This window comes from Duganella sp. Leaf61, from assembly GCF_001421905.1.
In the GTDB taxonomy this organism is placed as follows: Bacteria; Pseudomonadota; Gammaproteobacteria; order Burkholderiales; family Burkholderiaceae_D; genus Rugamonas; species Rugamonas zoogloeoides.
This window is the reverse complement of the sequence record NZ_LMLM01000023.1, coordinates 317,208-339,719: the sequence shown is the minus strand read 5'-3', so window position 1 is coordinate 339,719 and position 22,512 is coordinate 317,208. Positions and strand designations below refer to the sequence as shown.

The following is a 22,512-nucleotide window of genomic DNA, read 5'->3' as shown; positions in this document are numbered from 1 at the left end:
GAATTTACTGCGGCTTCAGGTCGATTTTTATGCGGTTTCTTGCTTGATCTTGAACGGCCGGCCCCGCTTTGCTGGTAGCACCCGGCGCTTGACCCTGTTTTGTAAGGCGGCCTTGAATTGCTCCGAGCCCAGCGGCCAGCCCTTGAGCAGGGCGTTGCCGATGCGGGTGATATCGTCGCTGGTAATCACCAGCTCGAACAGCGCCACGTAGGCTGCCTCGCGCTCGAATGGCGTGTTGCCCAGCTCCCAGAACTTCGGATGATCGATGATCAGCCCGTCCGGGCGGATGCCGGCGTGGTGGCAATAGCTGGACCAGCGGTAATCCTCGTGGCGGGCCGCCAGGCTGCTCCTCACCGGGTTCGATTCGATGTATCGGCTGCACAACATGAAATAGGCGTCGGCGTCGATCAGCGAGGTCTTGTAGCGTCCGTTCCACAAGGTGCCGCTGCGGCCGTATTTATGGTTGAAGTACGGCACGTAATAGCGACCCACCCACTGCATCATCTGGCCCAGGCCATCCTCGTCGGTGGGCGTGACCAGCAAGTGCAGGTGATTGGGCATCAGCACGTAGGCGTGGACTTGTACCTTGTAGGTCTTGGCGGCCGCGCGCAGCCAGCCAAGAAAGGCCAGGTAGTCGTCGTCGTCGTGGAACACAGGTTGCTCGTTGTTGCCGGTCTGGATGACGTGGTGCGGCTGGTGGGGGACGATCAGGCGGGGCAGGCGGGCCATAAGTGCGCAGCAAGGGAATCAAAGCGCCATCGTACTCTGTCCCCAATAAATGGGGCAAGCAGCAAAATGAATTGCCGCCTTGTCCCTATTTATTTGAAAGTCACGAAAGATTAAAACTGGCGGACAGGCTGTAACCTTCACCATAGGCGCTGCGCAGCGGCAGGTCCTGGCCCAGGCCGGTGCGGGCCTTCTTGCGCAGGCGGTACACCAGCATGTCCACCCGGCGCCCGGCGTCGGGGTCGTCGCCGCCGATGCCGGCCACGATCACCTGGCGCGGTACTGGCCGGGTGTTAATCGTCAGCAGGTGCAGGAAATTGCATTCCTTTTCGGTCAGGGTGATGGCCGTGCCTTGCAGTTCCAGTTGGCGGGCGCTCACTTTCAGCGTCCACTTGCTGGGCGCGGGCGCGGTTTCCTGCGGTCCCACGCGACGGTCGAGCGCCTCGATGTGGGCAGCCAGTTCCGGGAACTTGATCGGCTTGGTCAGATAGTGGTCGGCGCCCAGGCGCAGGCCCAGGATGCGGTTGTCAAACGCCACGCGCCCGGTCAGTACCAGCAGGCCGATCTGGGGATACAGCTGGCGCATGCGCGGGATGACGTTAAAACCGTCTTCGTCGGGGAGGCCGAGGTCCAGCACGACCACGCCCACGTTGCCGTGGCTCAGCGCGGTCCACATATCGCTGGCATTATTGGTGATGTGCACCTCGTGTTGAAGCTCAGTCAAGAACTCCGCCATTTCCTCGGCGTAGTCCAGATTGTCTTCCACGATCAGTATTTGCGTCATTGATGCGCCATTCGATGTTTTTACGGACAAACTGCCCAGTGTAAACTGCTATTCCAGTATCGCATCAACGGGCCTGGAGAAGCGTAGCGAGCGCTTCGCTGCCACTCCGAGTAGCGGAAGCGTACTGAAGTACGCTGAGCAACGCAGGAGGGGCAGCGAGGCGCGCAGTAGCTTATCCAGCCCGTCACCTACATCGGGGGATTATCACTGTTGCTATCCACTCGCGCAAGGCTTTTCCCGGGCTTGGCGGCTGCCGGCAGCCAAATCCGAAATTCCGCGCCGCTTTCAGAAACATTTCTGACCGTGACAGTACCGCCGTGGACATCGGCAATCGAGCGCGCCATGTATAGTCCCAGGCCCGAGCCGGCCACGCCGGCGGCGTTGGCGCCGCGCGTGCCGCGTCCGAAGATCGTTTCCAGTTCGGCCTCGGGCACACCGGCGCCATGGTCGCGCACCAGGAATTCGACGCCGCCCTCGGCTGCCATTTTGCCCGTCAGCTGTAGCGGCGTGTCAGCCGGCGTGTATTTAATCGCATTGTCGAGCAGGATTTCCAGGCACAGGCGGATGCCGGCCGGATCGCACCGCATCCACTGCGGCAGCGTTTCGATGTGCAAATCCACCCGGGCGCGGCGCGTGCGCGCGCCTTCGGCAGCTGATTCAAGCAGGTTGGCCGGCGAAATCTCGTCCGGCTGGCGGGCGCGGCCAATGCTGGCCATGCGCTCGGGCGACAGGTATTCGTCGAGCATGGCCAGCATGCGGTCCACCGCCGTCTGGATCTTGCGGTAGCGCTTGCGTGTGCCTTCGTCGTGGTGGGCGCCGGTCATTTCCAGGCGCTGGACCGCGCCATCGATCGTGGACAGCGGCGTGCGGAACTCGTGCGACAGCATCGAGGCGAATTTCTTTTGCTGGTCGGCCAGTGCCCGCCGTTCCGTCAAATCGCGCACCACGCCCAGCACCGAGACCGGCACGCCGTCGGCACCCGTCATCAAGGTCGATTCGATTTCCACCGGCACCGAGTGGCCATCGGCATGGGGCAACTCGGTTTCGCGCACCAGGTGTTTTCTGCTCAGGTCGCCCGACTCGTAGCGGTCGAGCCGGGGCGCCAGTTCCTGCGCCAGGTCCCAGGCCAGCGCCCGGGCAGTTTCCAGCGTGTAGCCGAACTGGGTTTTAGCGGCATGGCTCAACCATTCGAGCTCGCCGCTGGCGCAGTCGATCATCCAGCTCACTTCGCCGCTGTGATCGAGCAACTGGCGGTAGCGCGCTGCCTCCTGCTGCGACTGCCGCAGCGCCTCTTCGAGTTCCGCGATGGTCGCCATGATCGATTACTCGACCAGTGGCGCGAAGATTTGTTGCAGATCCTCTTGCGTGAGTGCCATTTTTTGCGACTCCCCTTCTGCCAGGATCGATTGGGCCAGGTCCGATTTCTTCTGTTGCAGGATCTGGATTTTTTCTTCGAGCGTGCCCTTGGCGATCAGTTTATACACGAATACCGGCTTGTCCTGGCCGATGCGCCAGGCGCGGTCGGTGGCCTGGTTCTCGGCGGCCGGGTTCCACCATGGATCGTAGTGGATCACGGTATCGGCCGCCGTCAGGTTCAGCCCCACACCGCCCGCTTTCAGGCTGATCAGGAAAATCGGTACCGCGCCCTGCTGGAACGCCGCCACTTGCGCGCTGCGGTCCTTGGTGTCGCCGGTGAGCAGCGCGTACGGGATGTCGCGCGCTTCGAGTTCCTGTTCGATCAGTTCGAGCATGCTGGTGAACTGCGAGAAGACGAGGATTTTACGCTTCTCTTCCAACAAGTCTTCCACCATTTGCATCAGGTCGATCAGCTTGGCCGAACCAGCGGTCTGCTTTTTCGACGACAGCGATTTCACCAGCCGGGGATCGCAGCACACCTGGCGCAGCTTGAGCAGCGCCTCGAGAATGACGATCTGGCTGCGCGCCACGCCCTTGCGGTCGATTTCGTCGCGCACTTTCTGGTCCATGGCCAGGCGCACGGTTTCGTACAGGTCGCGCTGGGCGCCGGTCAGTTCCACGCGACGCACCATCTCGGTCTTCGGCGGCAGTTCCTTGGCCACGTTGTCCTTGGTGCGGCGCAGCAGGAACGGCTTGATGCGGCGGTTGAGCAGGGACCGGCGCAGCGGATCGTCCTGGCGCTCGATCGGGTGGCGGAACACGGTATTGAAGCCCTTCTCGTCGCCGAGCAGGCCGGGCAACAGGAAGTGGAATTGCGACCACAGCTCGCCCAGGTGGTTTTCCAGCGGCGTGCCCGACAGGCACAGGCGGTGGCGCGCGCGCAGCAGGCCGGCGCTCTGGGCGGCCTTGCTGCGGGTGTTCTTGATGTAATGCGATTCGTCAAGGATGACCAGGTGGAAATCGTGCTCGCGCAGCTTTTCCTCGTCGCGCGGCAGCAAGGCGTAGGTGGTCAGGACCAGGTCGGCGCTGTCGATCTGGTCGAACTGCGCCATGCGGTCCTTGCCCTGCAACAGCAGCACTTTCAGGTCGGGGGCGAAGCGCGCCGCCTCTTCCTGCCAGTTGCCCATTAAACTCGTTGGGGCAATCACCAGGGCCGGGGCGGTCAGGCGTCCGGCTTCCTTTTCCACCAGGATGTGGGCCAGGGTTTGCACGGTCTTGCCGAGGCCCATGTCATCGGCCAGGATGCCGCCGAAGTTATATTCGCGCAGGAACTGCATCCACGACAGGCCATCGGTTTGATAGTCGCGCAAGGTGGCGCGCAGGCCCGCCGGGGTGGCGATGCGTTTGACGGCGCCGAACTGGTTCAGGCGCGCGCCCATGTCGCGCAGTTCCTCGCCGCCGGTCCATTGCATCTCTACATTGCGCGCCAGTTCATCGAGGCGCGCGGCGTCGAGCGTGGCCATGCGCAGCGAGGTCTTGATTTTGTCGTTGAAATACAACTCGCCCAGGGTACCGAGGATGGGCTTGATGCGTGCCCACGGCAGCGCCACGCGGGCGCCGTCCGGCAAGGTGGCCAGCATCTGGTCCTCGTCGCCGTGATGGGCGATGGCCTTGGGCGTGAAATCGTTGGGGGCGCCACGGATCAGTTGCACCAGTACGGGCAACAGCGGCACCCGCTCCTGGTCCACCAGGATGCCCAGTTCAAGGTTGAACCAGGTGTTGCCGCCGTCTGCCTCGTCGGGCGCCACGTCGGCATACCAGTCGCCCACGTCGCGCATGTCGTAGCGGTACTTGGCGGTTTTTTCCAGCTTCCAGCCGGCTTCCTTCAATTCCGCCAGGCCGTCACGGGCAAAGCGGATCCAGGCGGCCTGGTTGGGCAACAGCAAACCGCCCTTGAGGCTGCTGAGCGGCAGCGTGGTGGGAGCGGCAAACGCGCGCTCGGCCAGCAGCGCCAGTGCAGCAGCTTCGGCCGCTTCGTCGCGGGCGATGATCTCGGTGACGTCGCCCTTCTGGCGCACCACGCGCTGCGACGGATCGAACGACACGCGCTCGCCGTCGTAGTCGAACGACAGCACGGCAAAATCGTGCCAGCGTTGCAGCGAACCGTCGGCCAGCATGGCGGCGTCGAGCGTGAGCACGGGACGCGGCTTGACGTCGTCGCGCAGGCGCTGCGGCAGAGGTTGCGGCAGCGGCATCAGCTGTTGCAGGCCGTGGGCCAGCAGCAGTTGCGATACGCGCATCTTGTCGTGGTTGGTGAGCAGCGGCGCCTGCGCCACCAGCGCCTGCAGGTCGGCCAGTGGAATCGCGGCGCCGCCCTGGTTCAGTTGCAGCACGCCGCACGACAGGTTGTCGATATACCACGGCGGATCGGTCGGCAACATGTAATCGACCTGGTCGGCGCCGGTCTGGCTCGCATGGCGCGCGCCGGGCGCCGGTTGCACGGCCCAGCCCAGTCGCAATCCTTTACCCTCTTCGCGCCAGGCCAGGTTGGCTTCGCGCAACACGCCGCCCTTGAGCGGATACACCAGGCCGTTACCGACGTCGGACCAGGAGTTGGCCCACAGCAGCTTGTCCTGGTCGGCCAGCATTTGCAGCAGCGCTGCGCCGATCTTGCCGCGCGGCTCGGTAGCCGAACCGGTCTGCGAATTTTGGCCGCTGCGCATCGCGACAAAAAACCGTACCAGGTCTTCGTCGCCCGCGACCAGGAAGTTGGGCGGCGCCGACAGCAGCGAGAAAATTTCGCTGACCGGCGTGGCCGCCGCGACGTCGCCGTTGGACCGCAGCCGCGCCTTGTACAGGCACAGCGCTACATGGCGGCCGCCGCTGGTGGGCGCCAGCACGTAAATCAGGCGGTACTGGGTTTGCTTGGGGTCGGCATCGACGGGGGGCGGCGTGAGCTTGGCCTTGGGATGCGCTGCCGCATCGACCCGCTGCAACCACGTGGCAACAGCGTACGAGAGTTGATTCGCAGGGGGCGTCAAACGCGGAGGCACGGCCGGCGCCGTTGGAACAGCTGGGGCAGCTTTTACTTCGGAAGCGTCGTCGCGGGTAAAATCCATGGGTCGCATTGTTGTTCAAAGATGGTTCAAAAACGGCAACAGGCGATATTATCCGCCATACACGCGTTCGTGTTTGCGGATTCTATCGAAAACCCGCCATTCAATCGGTGTTTCCACGCGCATTAGTCACACAACCGCGCGCACACAGTCTGTTTGGGCTGTCAAGACTGGCACATTCGCCAAGATTGCGTATGATTCCGGGCTTGACTGCTCAGGATACCCGCTCATGTTGCCTTCCATCGAACAACGCCTCGCCCTCGAACTTGCCGCCAAACCGGCCCAGGTTTCCGCCGCCATCGCCCTGCTGGACGAAGGCGCCACCGTGCCGTTCATCGCGCGTTATCGCAAGGAAGCAACTGGCGGCCTCGACGACATCCAGCTGCGCCTGCTCGAAGAACGCCTGCGCTACCTGCGCGAGCTGGAAGATCGCCGCGCCGCTATCGTGGCATCTATCACCGAACAGAACAAGATGACGCCGGTCTTGCTAGATGCGGTCATGCACGCCGAAGACAAGACCCGCCTGGAAGATTTGTATCTTCCATACAAACAAAAACGCCGCACCAAGGCACAGATCGCCATCGAAGCGGGCCTGGCGCCGCTGGCCGACGGCCTGCTGGGCAACCCCGAGCTGAACCCGGAAACCGAGGCGGCCAGCTACCTGCGCGAGGCGTTTACGACGACCGATGGCAATAATCCCGGCGTGGCCGACAGCAAGGCCGCCCTCGATGGCGCGCGCCAGATCCTGATGGAACGCTTTGCCGAAGATGCAACCTTGCTGCAATCGCTGCGCGAATACGTGCAAGAGCATGGCATTGTCCAGTCGAAAGTTATTGAAGGAAAACAAGAAGAAGGCGAAAAGTTCGCCGATTATTTTGATTATTCCGAACCCTTGGCCAACGTTCCTTCGCACCGCGCGCTGGCGCTGATGCGTGGCCGCCGCGAAGGCATCCTCGACGTCGCGCTGCGCCTCGACAGCGAACCGGAAAAGCCGAAGTGGGATGCGCCACACAATCCGTGCGAGAGCCGCATTGCCGCCCGTTTCGGCATCAGGCAGCAGGGCCGCCCGGCCGACAAGTGGCTGGCCGACACCGCGCGCTGGACCTGGCGCGTAAAAAGTTTCATGCACCTCGATACCGAACTGATGGGCGCGCTGCGCGAAAAATCCGAGCTCGACGCCATCAACGTTTTCGCTACTAACTTGAAAGCCTTGCTGCTGGCGGCGCCTGCCGGCCAGCACGCGACCATGGGCCTCGATCCCGGCCTGCGCACCGGCGTCAAGGTGGCAGTGGTCGATGCCACCGGCAAGGTGGTCGATACCGCCGTGATCTATCCGCATCAGCCGAAAAACGACTGGGAAGGTTCGCTGCACGCGCTGGGCAAGCTGGCCGCCAAGCACAATGTTTCCCTGATTTCGATCGGTAACGGTACGGCATCGCGCGAGACCGACAAGCTGGCGCAGGACCTGATCAAGCGCCATCCTGAACAAAAAATGAGCAAGATCGTCGTCTCGGAAGCCGGTGCGTCGGTGTATTCGGCGTCGGAATTCGCCTCGCGCGAGTTGCCGGACATGGATGTGTCGCTGCGCGGCGCCGTCTCGATCGCACGCCGCCTGCAGGACCCGCTGGCCGAGCTGGTGAAAATCGATCCGAAGTCGATCGGCGTGGGCCAGTACCAGCACGATGTGTCGCAAACCCAGCTGGCGCGCACGCTCGATGCCGTGGTCGAGGATTGCGTCAACGCGGTGGGCGTCGATGTGAATACGGCGTCCGCGCCGCTGCTGGCGCGCGTGTCGGGCCTGTCGGCGTCGGTGGCGCAGGCGATTGTCACCTACCGCGATGCCAAGGGCGCATTCACGTCGAGGAGCGGCCTGAAATCGGTGCCGCGCCTCGGCGATAAAACCTTCGAGCTGGCAGCGGGCTTTTTGCGCGTGACCGGCGGCGACAATCCGCTCGACGCCTCGGCCGTGCACCCGGAATCGTATCCGCTGGTGCAAAAAATCCTGGCCGACATCCAGAAAGATATCAAGGGTGTGATCGGCGAAGCCGCCCTGATCAAGTCGCTGAACCCCGCCAAGTACGCGGACGATAAATTCGGCGTGCCGACCATCACCGACATCTTAAAAGAGCTGGAAAAGCCGGGCCGCGATCCGCGCCCGGAATTTACCACCGCCACCTTCAAGGAAGGCGTGGAAGAAATCCGTGACCTGCGCCCGGCCATGATTTTGGAGGGCGTGGTGACCAACGTGGCCGCGTTCGGCGCGTTTGTCGACATCGGCGTGCACCAGGATGGCCTGGTCCATATCTCGGCGCTGTCGAACACCTTTGTCAAAGATCCGCACACGGTGGTCAAGGCCGGCCAGGTGGTCAAAGTCAAGGTGCTGGAGGTGGACGAAAAGCGCAAGCGCATCGCCCTGACCATGCGCCTGACCGACAGCGCCCCCCAGGCCGGCGCCCAGCCGCAGCAGCGCGCCGACCGCAACGACCGCAAGAGCATGGGCCAGCATCAGAAACAAAGCGCCCGCGAGGCAGCACCCAGCGGCAGCATGGCCGCCGCGTTCGCCAAACTGCGGGGCTAAAATTTGGAATGCGCTTTGCGATACGCGCAGGGCGCATTTCTTATAAAATGTCGCCATCTATTTACTTCATTACCGAGGCAGCTATGAGCGACGTACAATCCTGGATCAAAGAGACCGTGAGCAACACCCCGGTGGTGCTGTTCATGAAGGGCACTGCCCAGTTCCCGCAGTGCGGCTTTTCCGGCCGTGCCATCCAGATCCTGAAAGCTTGCGGTGTTGAAAACATTGCCACCGTCAATGTGCTGGAAGATCCGGAAGTTCGCCAAGGCATCAAGGACTACTCGAACTGGCCAACCATTCCCCAGCTTTACGTCAAGGGCGAATTCATCGGTGGTTCGGACATCATGAACGAAATGTTCGAATCGGGCGAACTGAAAGCCCTGTTGAATGGCTGATCGCCCGTTGCGGCTGATCGTCGCCATCACCGGCGCCACCGGCGCCATCTATGGCGTACGACTGCTGCAGCATTTGCAACACATACCTGATGTCGAGACCCACTTGCTGGTCTCGGACGCTGCCGTGCTGACCTTGCACCAGGAAACAGGGCTGCAGCGGCGCGATGTCGAGGCGTTTGCCCATGTCGTGCACAAGGTGCGCGATATCGGCGCGTCGATCGCCAGCGGTTCGTTCCAGTCGGATGGGATGGTAGTGGCGCCGTGCTCGATGAGGACGTTGGCGTCGGTGGCGCACGGCCTGTCGGACAACCTGATCACGCGGGCGGCCGACGTGGTGCTCAAGGAGCGCCGGCGCCTGGTGCTGATGGTGCGCGAAACTCCGTTCAACCTGGCGCACCTGCGCAATATGACGGCGGTGACGGAAATGGGCGGCATTATTTACCCGCCCCTGCCCGGCTTTTATCACAAGCCACAATCGATCGAAGAGATGGTGGATCACACCGTGGGCCGGGTGATCGACCTGTTCGGCATCGAGCACGCACTGACGCCGCGCTGGCATGGCATGAAGCCGTCCGGCGCAGCATCCGGCTGCGATGAGAGTGAGCAACCGTAGCTGTAAACTCCGTTGCACCCGTAGTTGCAACCTCGGTCGCAAACTCATTCGCCACTTCAGCTGCAAGCTCGCCGGCAACCTCAGCCGGCCACGCCACCCGCTTCTTACCGCGCGCCGAAACGCAGGCCGTCTTCCGCTTTTTTCAGCTCCCTGGCTTCTTCCACCATGCGACGGTCGGCAATGCGCTTGCGCATGACCTCGGCATGTTTGGCGGCCGTCATGGGCGGGGCGGTCATTAATTCCTTCAGCTGCGCGACATTGCTGTAGTTACTTTTCATATGGCTGCTCAATGGCTGGACTCCAAGTAATCACGACCACTGCAACGGTATCAACTGACGTTGCAAGTCAGCGGTGCTGACGCCCTATTGTGCCTGAAATCGGTATGAGACCCATGACAATTCGCAAACGTACTTCAAATAAAAAAGTAACGTTGATGGACATCAACACCGCGTCCAGAATTCCGAACAAAAAGCGGAAAAGTCATGAAACAAGGTTCACACGGCAACAGTGCAACCGGCCTTTTCCGGCACTGCAAAAACCGCGCAAGTTTATTACTTTTGGTAGTTAACCCGCACCAGCATGCGAATAAATTCACGGGCAATTTGCTTGTGATGTTCGTCCAGGCGCTGTAAATCGGCAATTAACTTGACGTCGGCCGACTCGAAGCGCGAGACACCGTTGGCGCCCTCGCCTTCGGGGGTGCCATGTTCGGCCCCGCCAAAGCGCAGCCATTCGGCAGGCACGCCCAGCCATTGGGCGATCATGCGCAGCTTCTCCTGGGTCGGTATCGCCTCGCCCACCAGCCATTTACGGGCTGCGTGGACGGTAATCGGTCGCCCGTCAAAGCGGATGTTGAACTCGCGCGCCAGCCGGGTGGGGCTGTCAGGAGAGTAATGGGCATTCTTCAGCGCTTGCTGAAGGCGCTGGCTAAAGCTTTCGCGTTCATTAGAGGAATTCATCGTTGCACTATTTCATGTTGCGTCATGAAAGTCAGTCTCTTGAAGCGGAGCTTGATTTGTGACGCTGTGTGGTTCTGAAGTTAACATTATCGGCTCTACCAAAAGCAGGAGAGGTCCAGGGAGTGAGCGAATTTTATTTTGTTTTTTGCCGTTGTGGAACACTAAACTGTGGAGAGCGATAAATCAAGAAATGTCGCAAGTAACGGCTGCCACGCTACAATGACCACCAACGTTAACGTAAGCGGAAATCCAACAATTATTTTGCCGATGTCCACCTATACCATTACCGAACTAGCCCGTGAATTCGACATCACGGCACGCGCCATCCGCTTCTATGAAGACCAAGGGCTACTCAGCCCGTCACGTGAGGGCACTGGCGGACGCAACCGCGTGTACACGCCGCGCGACCGCACCCGCCTCAAGCTCACCTTGCGCGGCAAACGGCTGGGTTTGCCTCTGTCGGAAATCCGCGATCTGGTCGATATGTACGAAACGCCCAAGGATACGGCGGTACAGATGAACCATTTCCTGGGAGTGCTGGCACGCCACCGCGAGACCCTGGAACAGCAGCGCGAAGACATCGAAATGACCTTGGCCGAGATCACTGCTCACGAAGAGGAATGCCGGCAGCTGATCGCGGCCGCAGCCGAGGACAAGTCAACACCCTTGGACTGAGCACGGTTGACGTTTACGTTAACGTCACTCAAGAGTATCATCGGACTTTCCAGGGAACGCCGATTCCCTCCCATGACAACAATGAGGAAGAGACATGCTCGATCTGCCCGGACTGACCTTTGACCACGGCGAGGACATCGCCGCCCTGCGCGCAGCGGTGCAGCAGTTCGCTGCCGCCGAAATCGCGCCGCGCGCGGCCGAGATCGACCGCTCCGATCAATTCCCGATGGACCTGTGGCGCAAGCTCGGCGACCTGGGCGTGCTGGGCGTGACCGTCGGCGAGGAATACGGCGGCGCCAACATGGGCTACCTGGCCCACATCGTGGCGATGGAAGAAATCTCGCGCGCCTCGGCCTCGGTCGGCCTGTCGTACGGCGCCCACTCCAACCTGTGCGTCAACCAGATCAAGCGCAACGGCACCGAAGAACAAAAACAGCGCTACCTGCCCAAGCTGGTCTCGGGCGAATACATCGGCGCGCTGGCCATGTCCGAACCGAACGCCGGCTCCGACGTGGTCAGCATGAAGCTGCGTGCCGAGCTCAAGGGCGATCACTGGGTCCTCAACGGCACCAAGATGTGGATCACCAACGGCCCTGACGCCGACGTGCTGGTGGTCTATGCCAAGAACGACCTCGACGCTGGTGCGCGCGGCATGACCGCGTTCCTGATCGAAAAGACTTTCAAGGGTTTCTCGGTGGCGCAAAAGCTCGACAAGTTGGGCATGCGCGGTTCGCACACGGGCGAGCTGGTGTTCGAGGATTGTATCGTGCCGGTGGAAAACGTGTTGGGCGGCGTGGGCAAAGGCGTCAACGTGCTGATGTCGGGGCTGGACTTCGAGCGCACCGTGCTCTCCGGCGGACCGCTCGGCATCATGCAGGCCTGCATGGATTCGGTGGTGCCGTACATCCACGAACGCATCCAGTTCGGCCAGGCCATCGGCGAATTCCAGCTAATGCAAGGCAAGCTGGCCGACATGTACTCGACCATGATGGCCTGCAAGGCCTACGTGTACGCGGTGGGCCAGGCGTGCGACCGCGCTGCCACGCCCGAAGCCGTGCGCAACCTGCGCAAGGACGCGGCCGGCGCCATTCTGTACAGCGCCGAGAAAGCCACCTGGATGGCTGGCGAGGCAATCCAGGCGCTCGGTGGCAACGGCTACATCAACGAATACCCGGTCGGCCGCCTGTGGCGCGATGCCAAGCTGTATGAAATCGGCGCCGGCACCAGCGAAATCCGCCGCATGCTGATCGGCCGCGAACTGTTTGCGGAAACCCGCTAGTCGCACCGGCGGCCTGTGACGGTGACATTCAACATGACCCAGGCCGCCTTCCCCAAGCTGCTGCGCTCGCAAATCGCGTTCGACATCGCCCGTACCATCCTCGACGGTTTCGACAAGCACTACCGGCTGTTCCGCGCGACCAGCCGCCAGGCCAAGCGCTTTTTCGAGCTCGGCGCATGGGCCGAAGCGCAGCACGCCGCGCGCGAACGCATCGATTTTTACGACCGCCGCGTGCAGGAGTGCGTGCAGCAGCTCGAGGACGAATACAGCCAGGCAGACCTGGCCGACGACGTGTGGCAGGAACTCAAGCTGCACTATATCGGCCTGCTGTCCGACCATGCCCAGCCCGAGCTGGCGGAAACGTTTTTCAACTCGGTCTGCTGCAAGCTGCTGCACCGCAGCTACTTCCATAACGCGTATATTTTCGTGCGCCCCGTGGTCTCCACCGAGTACATCGAAACGCGCGAACTTGCGCCCACGTACAAGGTCTATTATCCGGACACCGATGGCGTGCATTTCGCCTTAAAACGCATCATCACCAACTTCCAGCTCAACGCTCCGTTCGCCAACCTCACGCGCGACGTGGAACAGGTGGAAGCGCGCCTGGCGCAGCTGTTCGGCGCCACCCGCATCGAAGCTAACCACCAGATCCACGTGCTCTCGAACCTGTTCTTCCGTAACAAGGGGGCGTACATCGTGGGCAGGATCATCAATGGCAACCGCGAGTACCCGTTCGTTGTGCCGATCCTGCACGACGCCAACGGCCATCTGGTCCTCGATACCGTGCTGTTCGATCCCGAGCAGATCACGGTGCTGTTCTCGTTTACGCGCGCGTATTTTTTGGTGGACATGGAAGTGCCGTCATCGTACGTGCAGTTCCTGCGCACGCTGCTGCCACGCAAGCCGCGCAGCGAGATCTACACCATACTCGGCCTGCAAAAACAGGGCAAGACGCTGTTCTACCGCGACTACCTGCAACATCTGAAGCACTCGTCGGACCGCTTCGATATTGCGCCTGGTATCCGCGGGCTGGTGATGCTGGTGTTTGCACTGCCGTCGTTTCCGTACGTGTTCAAGGTGATCAAGGATTTTTATCCGCCACCGAAGGAAACCACGCGCGCGCTGATCAAGCAGAAATATTTACTGGTCAAGCACCACGACCGCGTGGGCCGCATGGCCGACACGCTCGAGTATTCCAACGTGGCGTTTCCGCGCCACCGCTTCTCGGAGCGCTTGATTGCCGAGCTGGACCAATTTGCACCGTCGATGGTGGAGCTTGAGGGCGACCAGCTGATCATCAAGCACCTGTACATCGAACGGCGCATGGTGCCGCTCAATATGTGGCTGGCCAATGCCGAGAAGGACGGCGACGACGCCCAGCTTGAACACGGCATCGTCGAGTACGGCAACGCCATCAAGGAACTGGTCGCCGCCAACATTTTCCCTGGCGATATGCTGTACAAAAACTTCGGCGTCACGCGTCACCAGCGCGTGGTGTTTTACGATTACGATGAAATCGAAACCATCACCGACTGCAATTTCCGCGACATCCCGCAGGCCCGTACCGAAGAAGATGAAATGGCGTCCGAGCCGTGGTACCCAGTCGGCAAGCACGACGTTTTTCCCGAGCAGTTCGGCCAGTTCCTGCTCGGGCATCCGACCATCCGCCGCTTTTTCATGCAACACCACGCCGACCTGCTCACCCGCGACTACTGGCAGGCGCGCAAGCAGCGCATTCTTGATGGCGTGGTGGAAGACGTGTACCCGTATCCGCAGCACATCCGCTTTTTCCACGATCATGTCACCAACACCCCGGCGGTGACACCGCCACCGTTTATGGAGATACTAGAAAATGAATGACCCGATTGTTATCGTGGGCGCAGCCCGCACCCCCATGGGCGCCTTCCAGGGCGACTTTTCCGGCCAGGCCGCGCACGACCTGGGCGCCGTCGCAATTGCTGCCGCTGTCGAACGCGCCGGCATCGATGGCCAATTGGTCGAGCACGTCTATTTCGGCAATTGCCTGATGGCGGGCCAGGGCCAGGCGCCAGCGCGCCAGGCATTATTGAAAGCGGGTTTGCCCACTTCCACCGGCGCCGTCACGCTGTCCAAGATGTGCGGCTCGGCGATGCAGGCCGCCATCTTCGCCCATGACCAGCTAATCGCCGGCAGCGCCGACGTGGTGGTGGCCGGCGGCATGGAATCGATGACCAATGCGCCTTACCTGGTACCGAAGGCGCGCGGCGGCTACCGCATCGGCCACGGCATGCTGCTCGACCACATGATGTACGACGGCCTCGAAGACGCCTATTCGCGCAACGAGAAAACGGGCGAAGGCCGCTCGATGGGCACGTTTGCCGAAGAATGCGTGGCCCAGTACCAGTTTACGCGCGAGGCGCAAGACAGTTTTGCCATCGAATCGGTCAAGCGCGCGCAGGCAGCCACCAGCGAAGGCTGGTTCAAGTGGGAAATCGCGCCCGTCACCGTCAGCAGCCGCGCTGGCGACACCGTGATCGACCGCGATGAAGGTCCATTGAAAGCCAAGCTCGACAAGATCCCGACGCTGCGCGCCGCATTCAAAAAGGACGGCACCATCACCGCCGCCTCGTCGTCATCGATCAACGACGGCGCTGCCGCGCTGGTCATGATGCGCGAATCGACCGCGCAGAAACTGGGCGCGATCGTGATCGCCCGCATCCACGGCCACGCCACCCACGCCCAGGCTCCTGACCTGTTTACCACTGCACCGATCGGCGCCATCGAAAAGCTGTACAAGAAAACCGGCTGGGCCAGCCGCGACGTGGACCTGTTCGAAATCAACGAGGCATTTGCTGCCGTGCCCATGGCCGCCATGCGCAACCTCGATATCCCGCACAGCAAGATCAACATCCACGGCGGCGCCTGCGCGCTGGGCCACCCGATCGGCGCCTCGGGCGCGCGCATCATCGTCACCCTGCTCGGTGCGCTCAAGCGCACCGGCGGCAAGAAGGGGGTGGCAGCGCTGTGCATCGGCGGCGGCGAAGCAACGGCCATGGCCATCGAACTGGTGGAGGCATCATGCCAACCGCTCTGATCATTGGCGCCTCGCGCGGCATCGGCCTGGAACTGGTCACGCAATACCGCGCCGACGGCTGGCGCGTGATCGCCACCGCGCGCAAGGCCGAGGACTGCGCCGCCCTGAGCGCGCTCGGCGCCGAAGCGCACAAGCTCGACGTCACCGACGTCGAAGCCTGCGCCGGCCTCGGCTGGAAGCTCGACGACGAGGAGCTCGATGTCGCCTTCCTCAACGCCGGCGTCTATGGCCCGCGCCACGACGGCTTTCCGCAACAGTCGGACTTCGACAGCGTGATGCACACCAATGTGCTGTCCGCCATGCGCCTGCTGCCGATCATCGCGCCGCTGGTGGCCGGCAAGCGCGGCAAGCTGGCGGTGCTGTCGTCGCACATGGGGTCGCTGAGCGAACGCAGCAGCCCCAGCGGCTCGCTATACCGCGCCAGCAAGGCGGCGCTGAACTCGGTGCTGATCGATACCGCGCTGGTGTACGGCCCGCAGGGCGCCACGTGCGTGGCGTTCCACCCGGGCTGGGTGCGTACCGACATGGGCGGCGACGGCGCCGACATTTCGCCGCAAGAAAGCGCGGCGGGCATGCGCCGCACGCTGGCAACCTTGCCGGCATCGGACCAAGCCGTCTATCGCAATTACGACGGCAAACCGATCGGCTGGTGAGCGACAGCGCACGGCAGCCAAGCCCGCCATCTGCACCGGTGGCGGGCTTCCAACCCCATAACAACGAGACCCCATGATACTGAGCCAGGAACACGACATGATCCGCGACGCCCTGCGCGCTTTTGCGCAGGAGCGTCTCGCCCCCAACGCCGCCCGCTGGGACAAGGAGCACCATTTCCCGAAGGAGGAGTTGCAGGAACTCGCTGCCCTCGGTGCTTTTGGAGTGGCCGTGCCGGAAGCGCTGGGCGGCGCCGGCATGGATTACGTGTCGCTGGCGCTGGTGCTCGAGGAAATCGCTGCCGGCGACGGCGGCACATCCACCATCATTTCGGTGAACAACTGCCCGGTGTGCAGCATTGCCATGATGTATGCCAACGACCGCCAGAAGGAACAATGGCTGCGTCCGCTGGCGCAGGGCGCCATGCTCGGCGCGTTCTGTCTGACCGAGCCGCACACGGGCAGCGACGCGGCCGCCCTGCGCACCACGGCCACGCGCGACGGCGACGCGTATGTACTCAACGGCGTCAAGCAGTTCATCACCAGCGGCAAGTATGCGGGCGTGGCCATCGTGCTGGCCGTGACCGACAAGGCGGCCGGCAAAAAGGGCATCAGCGCGTTCTGGGTGCCCACTGCCACGCCCGGCTACATCGTGGCGGGGCTGGAACAGAAGATGGGCCAGCACTCGTCGGACACGGCGCAGATCGTGTTCGAGAACTGCCGCATTCCGGCGGAAAACCTGATCGGCGAAGAGGGGCAAGGCTACAAGATCGCGCTGTCGGGCCTGGAAGGCGGACGCATCGGCATCGCCGCCCAGGCCGTGGGCATGGCGCGTGCAGCTTACGAGGCAGCCCTCGCTTACGCGCGTGACCGCGAGAGTTTCGGCAAACCGATTTTCGAACACCAGGCCGTGCAATTCCGCCTGGCCGACATGGCTACCCAGATCGAAGCGGCGCGCCAGCTGATCCGCCACGCGGCGTCGATGAAGGATGCGGGCTTGCCGTGCCTGAAGGAGGCGGCGATGGCGAAGCTGTTCGCTTCGGAAATGGCCGAGCGCGTTTGTTCGGATGCGATCCAGGTCCACGGTGGCTACGGTTACGTGAGCGACTTCCCGGTCGAACGGATTTACCGCGACGTGCGCGTATGCCAGATCTACGAAGGCACCAGCGATATCCAGAAGCTGCTGATCGCCCGCGCCTTGTAGCAGCGACTATACTGGGGCGATTATCGTCATTCAAAGCCGCCATGAACCAATACATCGCCCCCGTCCCACTGGAAAAAGCCTATCGCCTGCTCACTCACGGCCCGACCGTACTGGTCTCCAGCCGCCACGACGGCGTGGACAACGTGATGGCCGCCGCCTGGTCGTGCGCGCTCGATTTCGCCCCGCCCAAGGTCACCGTCGTGATCGACAAAATCACTGCCACCCGGGCGCTGGTCGAGAACAGCGGCATGTTTGTGCTGCAAGTGCCGACCGTGTCGCAGCTGCAACTGACCGAGCAGCTCGGCACGACCAGCCTGGCGACCGAACCGGACAAGCTGCAACGCGCGCAGGCCGAACTGTTCCATATCGACGGCTACGACCTGCCGTTCGTGGCTGGCTGCTCGGCCTGGCTGGCGTGCAAGCTGGTGCCGGAGCCGCACAACCAGCAAACCTACGATCTGTTCATCGGCGAGGTGGTGGGCGCCTGGTCGGACACGCGCGCCTTCAAGGACGGCCACTGGCAGTTCGAACATGCCGACCCGGCCTGGCGCAGCCTGCACCACGTGGCGGGCGGACACTTCTATGCGATCGGCGCGGCGCTGGACGTGACACCAGAAAAATAGAGGGATCTCCAGGCGAAAAAAAAGCCCGCTTAGCATCAGCTAGCGGGCTTCGTTCCAATGTATTACCAATGCTTTAATCGTACCGGTCTCCAGGGCTATCTGCCAAGTGAGGCGGTAATCTCAGGCGCCCATGCTATCTGCATGGTGCCCCTGACGTGTAAGTCGACCAACGTATTCGAAAGACAGCTGCGGCATCTGCGTCACCAGCGCGTTGAACTTACACTGTTCGTTGCGCGGCGCATTTGCCAGAGGTGGGACTGTCGGCACGCACAACGTGCAGACCTCAACCACGAACGTAGTGTAACACAGATATTTGTGCGGCGCACAAATTATTTCATTGGTGTTTCTTCGGTGGTCATCGGCCGCACGGTCCGGCGCGGCTTGTGGCGGCAGGCGCGTTCGAATTCCGATATCACCTGGGCGCCGAACAGCAGCAGGGTCGCGCCGATTTCCAGGCTGAACATGACAATGATGGCGGTGGTCATCGAGCCATACACCACGTTGACCTGCGACAGCGTGGTGAAGTACCACACCAGGATGTGGCGCGCGCATTCCCACAGCAGCGCCGCCGTCACCCCGCCGATCAAGGCGTGCGACAGCGACAGCCGCCCCACGGGCATGACCAGGTAGATCGACGTCAGTACCAGCACTTCGCCGCCAAAACCGAGCATATACAGCAGCACGCCGGAAACGCCCTGCAACGACCATTGATAGCCGAACAGCGACACGCTCTCCTCGCCCATCACCTGCAAGCTGCCGGCCACCAGGGTCACCAGCAACATGCCCGCGCCCAGCGACAGGATGTAGCAGTACGGCATGATGGCCGAAATCAGGAAGCGCCGGCGCTTGACCTCCACCCGGTGCTTGAAGATCACCGACATGGCGTTTTCCAGCACCGTGAACGCCAGCGAACTGAAGAAAATCATGCTGACCAGCAGCACGCCCCCCACCACGTCGCGGTGGTCGAGGAAGTGCGACACCTCTTCGACGATGGGGCCGGAGTGGCCGGGCACCAGCCAGCCCAGGTAGCGTCCGACCGTCTCGAGCAACACGTTCTCGTCGATGACGTGGGACAGCGCCACCACCACCAGCATCAGCAGCGGCACGATGGACAGCAAGGAGTAATAGGCGACCGCGCCCGCGAGCAACAAGCCCTGGTTGGCGCGAAAGCCCTTCAGACATTGCACCAGGAAAGCCATGGGGTGCGTGATCACGTAGACCAGCCCCCTGCGATTAAAGAATTTCATTGCCTTATTCTACGCACAAGCCGGAGACAAGTATGTGCGGCGTCGCCCAGACTCCGGCGCCTGCGTGCCGCCCCATCCACATGGCGCGCGGCAGCCATCCCCCGCTATACTGCGGCTATCGCCCACTGATTTCGAGAAAATACGCATCTATGTCGCTCACCTATATCTGGTCTGGATTTTTCGTGGTCGGCTTGCTGGCCGCGCTGTTGCAATTCTTCTTCATGGGCGACACCGAGATTTTCAAGCGCATTGTTGATGGCACCTTTACTTCCGCCAAGTCCAGCGTGATGGACATCGCCCTGCCGCTGGCCGGCGTGATGACCTTGTGGCTCGGCATCATGAACATCGGTGAAAAGGCTGGCGCGGTCAACCTGCTGGCGAAGATTATCGCGCCGTTCTTCTCGCGCATCTTCCCCGGCGTGCCGTCGAACCACCCGGCCAATGGCCACATGGTGATGAATTTCTCGGCCAACCTGCTGGGCCTCGATAACGCGGCCACGCCGTTCGGGCTGAAGGCCATGGAAAGCCTGCAAACCCTCAACCCCAAGGCCGACGAGCCAACCGACGCCCAGATCATGTTCCTGGTATTGCACACCTCGGGCCTGACCCTGATCCCGGTGGCCATCATGGCGCAGCGCTCGATCATGGGCGCAGCCGACCCGGCCGACATTTTTATCCCCTGCCTGATTGCCACCTACGTGGCCACCGTGACCGGCATCATCGTGGTGTCGATCCGCCAGCGCATCAACCTGATCAACCGCGTGGTGCTGGGCTGGCTGGGCGGCATGACTGCCGCCATCCTCGGCATGATCTGGTACTTCACCGAGTACCTGACCAAGGCCGAGATCCAGAAGTTTTCCACCGTGTTCAGCAACCTGCTGCTGCTGACCGTGATCGTCGGCTTCATCCTCGGGGCGCTGCGCAAGAAGGTCAATGTCTATGACGCCTTTATCGAGGGTGCCAAGGGCGGCATCGAAACCTCGATCAAGGTGATTCCGTACCTGGTGGGCATGCTGGTGGCGATCAGCGTGATCCGCAACGCCGGCGTGTTCAACTTCGTGGTGCAGGGTTTTACCTGGGTATTTACCCACATGGGCATCAATACCGACTTCGTGCCGGCGCTGCCCACCGCGCTGATGAAACCGCTCAGCGGCAGCGGCGCCAAGGCCATGATGATCGACACCATGCAAACCTACGGCCCCGACTCGTTTGTCGGCCGCCTCGCTTGCGTGTTCAACGGCTCGGCCGACACCACGTTCTACATCGTTGCGCTGTACTTCGGCTCGGTCGGCATCCGCAAGACGCGTTACGCGATCTCGTGCGGCCTGATCGCCGACTTTGCCGGCGTGGTCACCGCCATCGCGGTCGCTTACCTCTTCTTCCATTGATCGGGCCGTTTATGTTGCGTCGTACCTTGCTTGCCACCCTGCTGTTCGTTGGCACCGTTCATGCCGCGCCGTTGCCGGAGCCTGTGGCCCGCCTGATGAAGTCGGCCAAAATTCCCGAGGCGGCTGCCGGCATCGTCGTCCTGCGTGGCGACGCCGTGCTGCTGGCGCACAATGCGCAGCAGGTGATGCAGCCGGCATCGACGATGAAGCTGTTTACCGCCATGACGGCGCTGGAGCAACTGGGGCCGGTATTCCGCGGCCGCACCGAGCTGCGCAGCAGCGCCGACGTCGTGCAGGGCGTGCTGCAGGGCGACCTGATCGTGCGCGGCGGCGCCGACGCCGACTTCAACGAAGACGTGCTGACCCACATGCTGCAAGCGCTACGCAACCAGGGCATTACGGTCATCAACGGCGACGTCGTGCTCGACCGCACGCTGTTCCAGCCCGCGCGTCTCGACGTCGGCCAGCCGCCGTTCGACGAATATCCGTGGGCCTATTACAACGTCATTCCCGATGCGCTGCTGATCAACACCAACCTGTTGAAACTTGAGCTACGTGCGGTCGGCGGCCAGCTGTCGATCGTGACCATGCCGGAGATGGACAACGTTACCGTGCGGTCGGACCTGCGCATGACCGACGCCACGTGCGCGCAGTGGGAACAGGGCTGGCGCACGCCCGATTTCGTCCGCAGCGGCGACCGCATCGACGTGGTACTGCACGGCAGCTTCCCGCGCGATTGCGTCAAAACCGTCAACATCAACGTGCTCGATCCGCACGATTACCTGGCGCGGCTGGTGCGCGCGACGTGGCGCAAGCTGGGCGGGACGATCGCCGGCACGGTGCGCGAGGCCAATGCTCCGGCACCGCTGTCGGCCGGTTTGGCAGGCGCCTCGGCGGGGCCACAGGCTGCCGGGACGGCAGCAGTCCTCGCTGCGACACCATCGGCTTCGTCGCCCGCGCCGTCCGCCGCACCACCAACTGCGCAGCCGGCCGCTCCCTCGGGAGCGCAACAGTCCGTTGTACTGAACAACGCGCCGGCCAATGCCGATACGGACGCGGGCGTGCCGGCTGCCCCGCCGTCAACCACCTCTGTTGCACCGGTCACCACGCGCCTGCTGGCCGAGCACGTCTCGCGCGCACTGCCGGAGGTGCTGCGCGACGTCAACAAGAACTCCGACAACACGCTGGCGCGCACCGTGTTCCTCAGCCTGGGCAGCCTGGAAGCCGACCCGGCACTGGGCAGCCGGCCGCTGCCGCCGGACGGCCTCAACACCACCACCAGCGCGCGCGCCGACGCGGCCATCCGCACCTGGCTGCAACAGCACAATATCGACAGCACCGGCCTGGTGCTCGACAACGGCTCGGGCCTGTCGCGCAGCGAGCGCGCGACAGCTACCCAGCTGGCCGGCGTGCTGCAGGCCGGCTTGAAAAGCAACTGGATGCCGGAATTCTTGTCGAGTCTGCCGATCGCCGCCACCGACGGCACCATGCGCCGCCGCCTGAAAGACAGCCCCGCCGCCACCCGCGCCCGCATCAAAACCGGCAGCCTGAACGGCGTAATCGCCATCGCTGGCTACGTGCAGGACGCCAACAACCAGCCGGTGGTGGTGGTGGCGATGCTCAACGACCCGCGCGTGGCCGGCGGCGCCGGGCGGGCGGTGCTTGATGCGTTGATTGATTGGGTGGCGCGGCAGTAACGACAAGCACGATTCCCGATCGTATTTGATTGATTTTTTAGCAGATTTAAAATGATGGTAATAACACCCGCCGCCACGCGCTCCGCAAGAGCCGTGTACAAATGGCGGGTTATTTTTTGTCGAAACGGTATGCACTACACCAAGCCAGC

At 62.5% G+C, this 22,512-nt stretch carries 19 protein-coding genes; 12 read left to right on the top strand and 7 right to left on the bottom strand.

Going from position 1 to position 22,512, the window contains the following annotated elements; all coding sequences use genetic code 11:
- Positions 1-27 precede the first annotated feature (27 nt).
- The 4 genes from ASF04_RS14525 to ASF04_RS14510 form a co-directional block, all read right to left on the bottom strand.
- The gene (locus ASF04_RS14525) at positions 28-729 is read right to left on the bottom strand and encodes a transposase (protein ID WP_056142906.1); all 702 of its coding nucleotides are present in this window, start codon (positions 727-729) and stop codon (positions 28-30) included.
- 100 nt (positions 730-829) lie between these two features.
- Positions 830-1,510 carry a response regulator transcription factor gene (locus ASF04_RS14520; RefSeq protein WP_019924141.1) on the bottom strand — a complete coding sequence of 227 codons (681 nt, stop codon included), beginning with the start codon at positions 1,508-1,510 and terminating at the stop codon, positions 830-832.
- Positions 1,511-1,698: 188 nt separating this feature from the next.
- Positions 1,699-2,826, bottom strand: a complete 1,128-nt coding sequence (locus tag ASF04_RS14515) for a PAS domain-containing sensor histidine kinase (RefSeq protein ID WP_056142903.1) — start codon at positions 2,824-2,826, stop codon at positions 1,699-1,701.
- A 6-nt stretch (positions 2,827-2,832) separates the two neighbouring features.
- Positions 2,833-5,985: a DEAD/DEAH box helicase gene (locus ASF04_RS14510; protein WP_056142901.1), complete on the bottom strand. Its 3,153-nt coding sequence runs from the start codon at positions 5,983-5,985 to the stop codon at positions 2,833-2,835.
- A gap of 226 nt (positions 5,986-6,211) precedes the next feature.
- On the opposite strand from ASF04_RS14510, the gene ASF04_RS14505 reads away from it, so the two are divergent.
- From ASF04_RS14505 to ASF04_RS14495, 3 genes are all read left to right on the top strand, one after another.
- Positions 6,212-8,560: a Tex family protein gene (locus ASF04_RS14505; RefSeq protein WP_056142898.1), complete on the top strand. Its 2,349-nt coding sequence runs from the start codon at positions 6,212-6,214 to the stop codon at positions 8,558-8,560.
- 83 nt (positions 8,561-8,643) lie between these two features.
- A complete protein-coding gene (gene grxD / locus ASF04_RS14500; protein WP_019924147.1) occupies positions 8,644-8,955 on the top strand; it encodes a Grx4 family monothiol glutaredoxin in 312 nt (103 codons plus the stop codon).
- Entirely contained in the window at positions 8,948-9,568 is a 621-nt protein-coding gene (locus tag ASF04_RS14495) for a UbiX family flavin prenyltransferase (protein WP_056142895.1), read from the top strand. The genes grxD and ASF04_RS14495 overlap by 8 nt, the downstream gene beginning before the upstream one ends.
- Positions 9,569-9,672: 104 nt before the next feature.
- Here ASF04_RS14495 and ASF04_RS28235 read toward each other — a convergent pair whose 3' ends face one another.
- Together ASF04_RS28235 and ASF04_RS14490 are read right to left on the bottom strand one after the other, a co-directional pair.
- The gene (locus tag ASF04_RS28235) at positions 9,673-9,846 is read right to left on the bottom strand and encodes a hypothetical protein (protein WP_019924149.1); all 174 of its coding nucleotides are present in this window, start codon (positions 9,844-9,846) and stop codon (positions 9,673-9,675) included.
- 273 nt (positions 9,847-10,119) lie between these two features.
- Positions 10,120-10,527, bottom strand: coding sequence for a hypothetical protein (locus ASF04_RS14490; protein ID WP_056142892.1), 408 nt, complete (start codon positions 10,525-10,527; stop codon positions 10,120-10,122).
- Between the two features lie 267 nt (positions 10,528-10,794).
- On the opposite strand from ASF04_RS14490, the gene ASF04_RS14485 reads away from it, so the two are divergent.
- The 7 genes from ASF04_RS14485 to ASF04_RS14455 all read left to right on the top strand — a co-directional run bounded on the left by ASF04_RS14485 (position 10,795) and on the right by ASF04_RS14455 (position 18,031).
- Positions 10,795-11,202, top strand: coding sequence for a MerR family DNA-binding transcriptional regulator (locus ASF04_RS14485; protein WP_056142889.1), 408 nt, complete (start codon positions 10,795-10,797; stop codon positions 11,200-11,202).
- 94 nt (positions 11,203-11,296) lie between these two features.
- The gene (locus ASF04_RS14480) at positions 11,297-12,481 is read left to right on the top strand and encodes an isovaleryl-CoA dehydrogenase (RefSeq protein ID WP_056142887.1); all 1,185 of its coding nucleotides are present in this window, start codon (positions 11,297-11,299) and stop codon (positions 12,479-12,481) included.
- A gap of 33 nt (positions 12,482-12,514) precedes the next feature.
- Positions 12,515-14,341, top strand: coding sequence for a bifunctional isocitrate dehydrogenase kinase/phosphatase (gene aceK, locus ASF04_RS14475; RefSeq protein WP_056143221.1), 1,827 nt, complete (start codon positions 12,515-12,517; stop codon positions 14,339-14,341).
- Positions 14,334-15,554 carry an acetyl-CoA C-acyltransferase gene (locus tag ASF04_RS14470; protein ID WP_056142885.1) on the top strand — a complete coding sequence of 407 codons (1,221 nt, stop codon included), beginning with the start codon at positions 14,334-14,336 and terminating at the stop codon, positions 15,552-15,554. The genes aceK and ASF04_RS14470 overlap by 8 nt, the downstream gene beginning before the upstream one ends.
- The gene (locus ASF04_RS14465) at positions 15,539-16,207 is read left to right on the top strand and encodes an SDR family oxidoreductase (protein WP_056142883.1); all 669 of its coding nucleotides are present in this window, start codon (positions 15,539-15,541) and stop codon (positions 16,205-16,207) included. Before ASF04_RS14470 ends, ASF04_RS14465 begins: the two co-directional genes overlap by 16 nt.
- 73 nt (positions 16,208-16,280) lie before the next feature.
- Entirely contained in the window at positions 16,281-17,408 is a 1,128-nt protein-coding gene (locus ASF04_RS14460) for an acyl-CoA dehydrogenase family protein (RefSeq protein ID WP_056142880.1), read from the top strand.
- A gap of 41 nt (positions 17,409-17,449) precedes the next feature.
- Complete coding sequence (locus ASF04_RS14455; protein WP_056142879.1) at positions 17,450-18,031, top strand: flavin reductase family protein; 582 nt, start codon at positions 17,450-17,452, stop codon at positions 18,029-18,031.
- Between the two features lie 329 nt (positions 18,032-18,360).
- Here the strand turns inward: ASF04_RS14455 and ASF04_RS14450 are convergent, their stop codons facing one another.
- The gene (locus ASF04_RS14450) at positions 18,361-19,278 is read right to left on the bottom strand and encodes a YihY/virulence factor BrkB family protein (protein WP_056142877.1); all 918 of its coding nucleotides are present in this window, start codon (positions 19,276-19,278) and stop codon (positions 18,361-18,363) included.
- A 149-nt stretch (positions 19,279-19,427) separates the two neighbouring features.
- Here ASF04_RS14450 and ASF04_RS14445 point away from each other — a divergent pair, with 149 nt between their 5' ends.
- On the top strand, positions 19,428-20,666 hold the full coding sequence (locus tag ASF04_RS14445; RefSeq protein ID WP_056142874.1) for a nucleoside recognition domain-containing protein: 1,239 nt from the start codon (positions 19,428-19,430) through the stop codon (positions 20,664-20,666).
- 11 nt (positions 20,667-20,677) lie between these two features.
- Complete coding sequence (gene dacB / locus ASF04_RS14440) at positions 20,678-22,363, top strand: D-alanyl-D-alanine carboxypeptidase/D-alanyl-D-alanine-endopeptidase (RefSeq protein ID WP_056142870.1); 1,686 nt, start codon at positions 20,678-20,680, stop codon at positions 22,361-22,363.
- Positions 22,364-22,512: the final 149 nt, after the last annotated feature.

Coding starts and splice junctions, on each gene's coding strand:
- ASF04_RS14495 (WP_056142895.1), top strand. CDS start 8,948: ATGGCTGATCGCCCGTTGCGGCTGATCGTCGCCATCACCGGCGCCACC.
- ASF04_RS14505 (WP_056142898.1), top strand. CDS start 6,212: ATGTTGCCTTCCATCGAACAACGCCTCGCCCTCGAACTTGCCGCCAAA.
- ASF04_RS14525 (WP_056142906.1), bottom strand. CDS start 729: ATGGCCCGCCTGCCCCGCCTGATCGTCCCCCACCAGCCGCACCACGTC.
- ASF04_RS14460 (WP_056142880.1), top strand. CDS start 16,281: ATGATACTGAGCCAGGAACACGACATGATCCGCGACGCCCTGCGCGCT.
- ASF04_RS14510 (WP_056142901.1), bottom strand. CDS start 5,985: ATGGATTTTACCCGCGACGACGCTTCCGAAGTAAAAGCTGCCCCAGCT.
- grxD (WP_019924147.1), top strand. CDS start 8,644: ATGAGCGACGTACAATCCTGGATCAAAGAGACCGTGAGCAACACCCCG.
- ASF04_RS14465 (WP_056142883.1), top strand. CDS start 15,539: ATGCCAACCGCTCTGATCATTGGCGCCTCGCGCGGCATCGGCCTGGAA.
- ASF04_RS28235 (WP_019924149.1), bottom strand. CDS start 9,846: ATGAAAAGTAACTACAGCAATGTCGCGCAGCTGAAGGAATTAATGACC.
- ASF04_RS14470 (WP_056142885.1), top strand. CDS start 14,334: ATGAATGACCCGATTGTTATCGTGGGCGCAGCCCGCACCCCCATGGGC.
- ASF04_RS14480 (WP_056142887.1), top strand. CDS start 11,297: ATGCTCGATCTGCCCGGACTGACCTTTGACCACGGCGAGGACATCGCC.
- ASF04_RS14490 (WP_056142892.1), bottom strand. CDS start 10,527: ATGAATTCCTCTAATGAACGCGAAAGCTTTAGCCAGCGCCTTCAGCAA.
- ASF04_RS14515 (WP_056142903.1), bottom strand. CDS start 2,826: ATGGCGACCATCGCGGAACTCGAAGAGGCGCTGCGGCAGTCGCAGCAG.
- ASF04_RS14455 (WP_056142879.1), top strand. CDS start 17,450: ATGAACCAATACATCGCCCCCGTCCCACTGGAAAAAGCCTATCGCCTG.
- ASF04_RS14450 (WP_056142877.1), bottom strand. CDS start 19,278: ATGAAATTCTTTAATCGCAGGGGGCTGGTCTACGTGATCACGCACCCC.
- ASF04_RS14485 (WP_056142889.1), top strand. CDS start 10,795: ATGTCCACCTATACCATTACCGAACTAGCCCGTGAATTCGACATCACG.
- dacB (WP_056142870.1), top strand. CDS start 20,678: ATGTTGCGTCGTACCTTGCTTGCCACCCTGCTGTTCGTTGGCACCGTT.
- aceK (WP_056143221.1), top strand. CDS start 12,515: ATGACCCAGGCCGCCTTCCCCAAGCTGCTGCGCTCGCAAATCGCGTTC.
- ASF04_RS14520 (WP_019924141.1), bottom strand. CDS start 1,510: ATGACGCAAATACTGATCGTGGAAGACAATCTGGACTACGCCGAGGAA.
- ASF04_RS14445 (WP_056142874.1), top strand. CDS start 19,428: ATGTCGCTCACCTATATCTGGTCTGGATTTTTCGTGGTCGGCTTGCTG.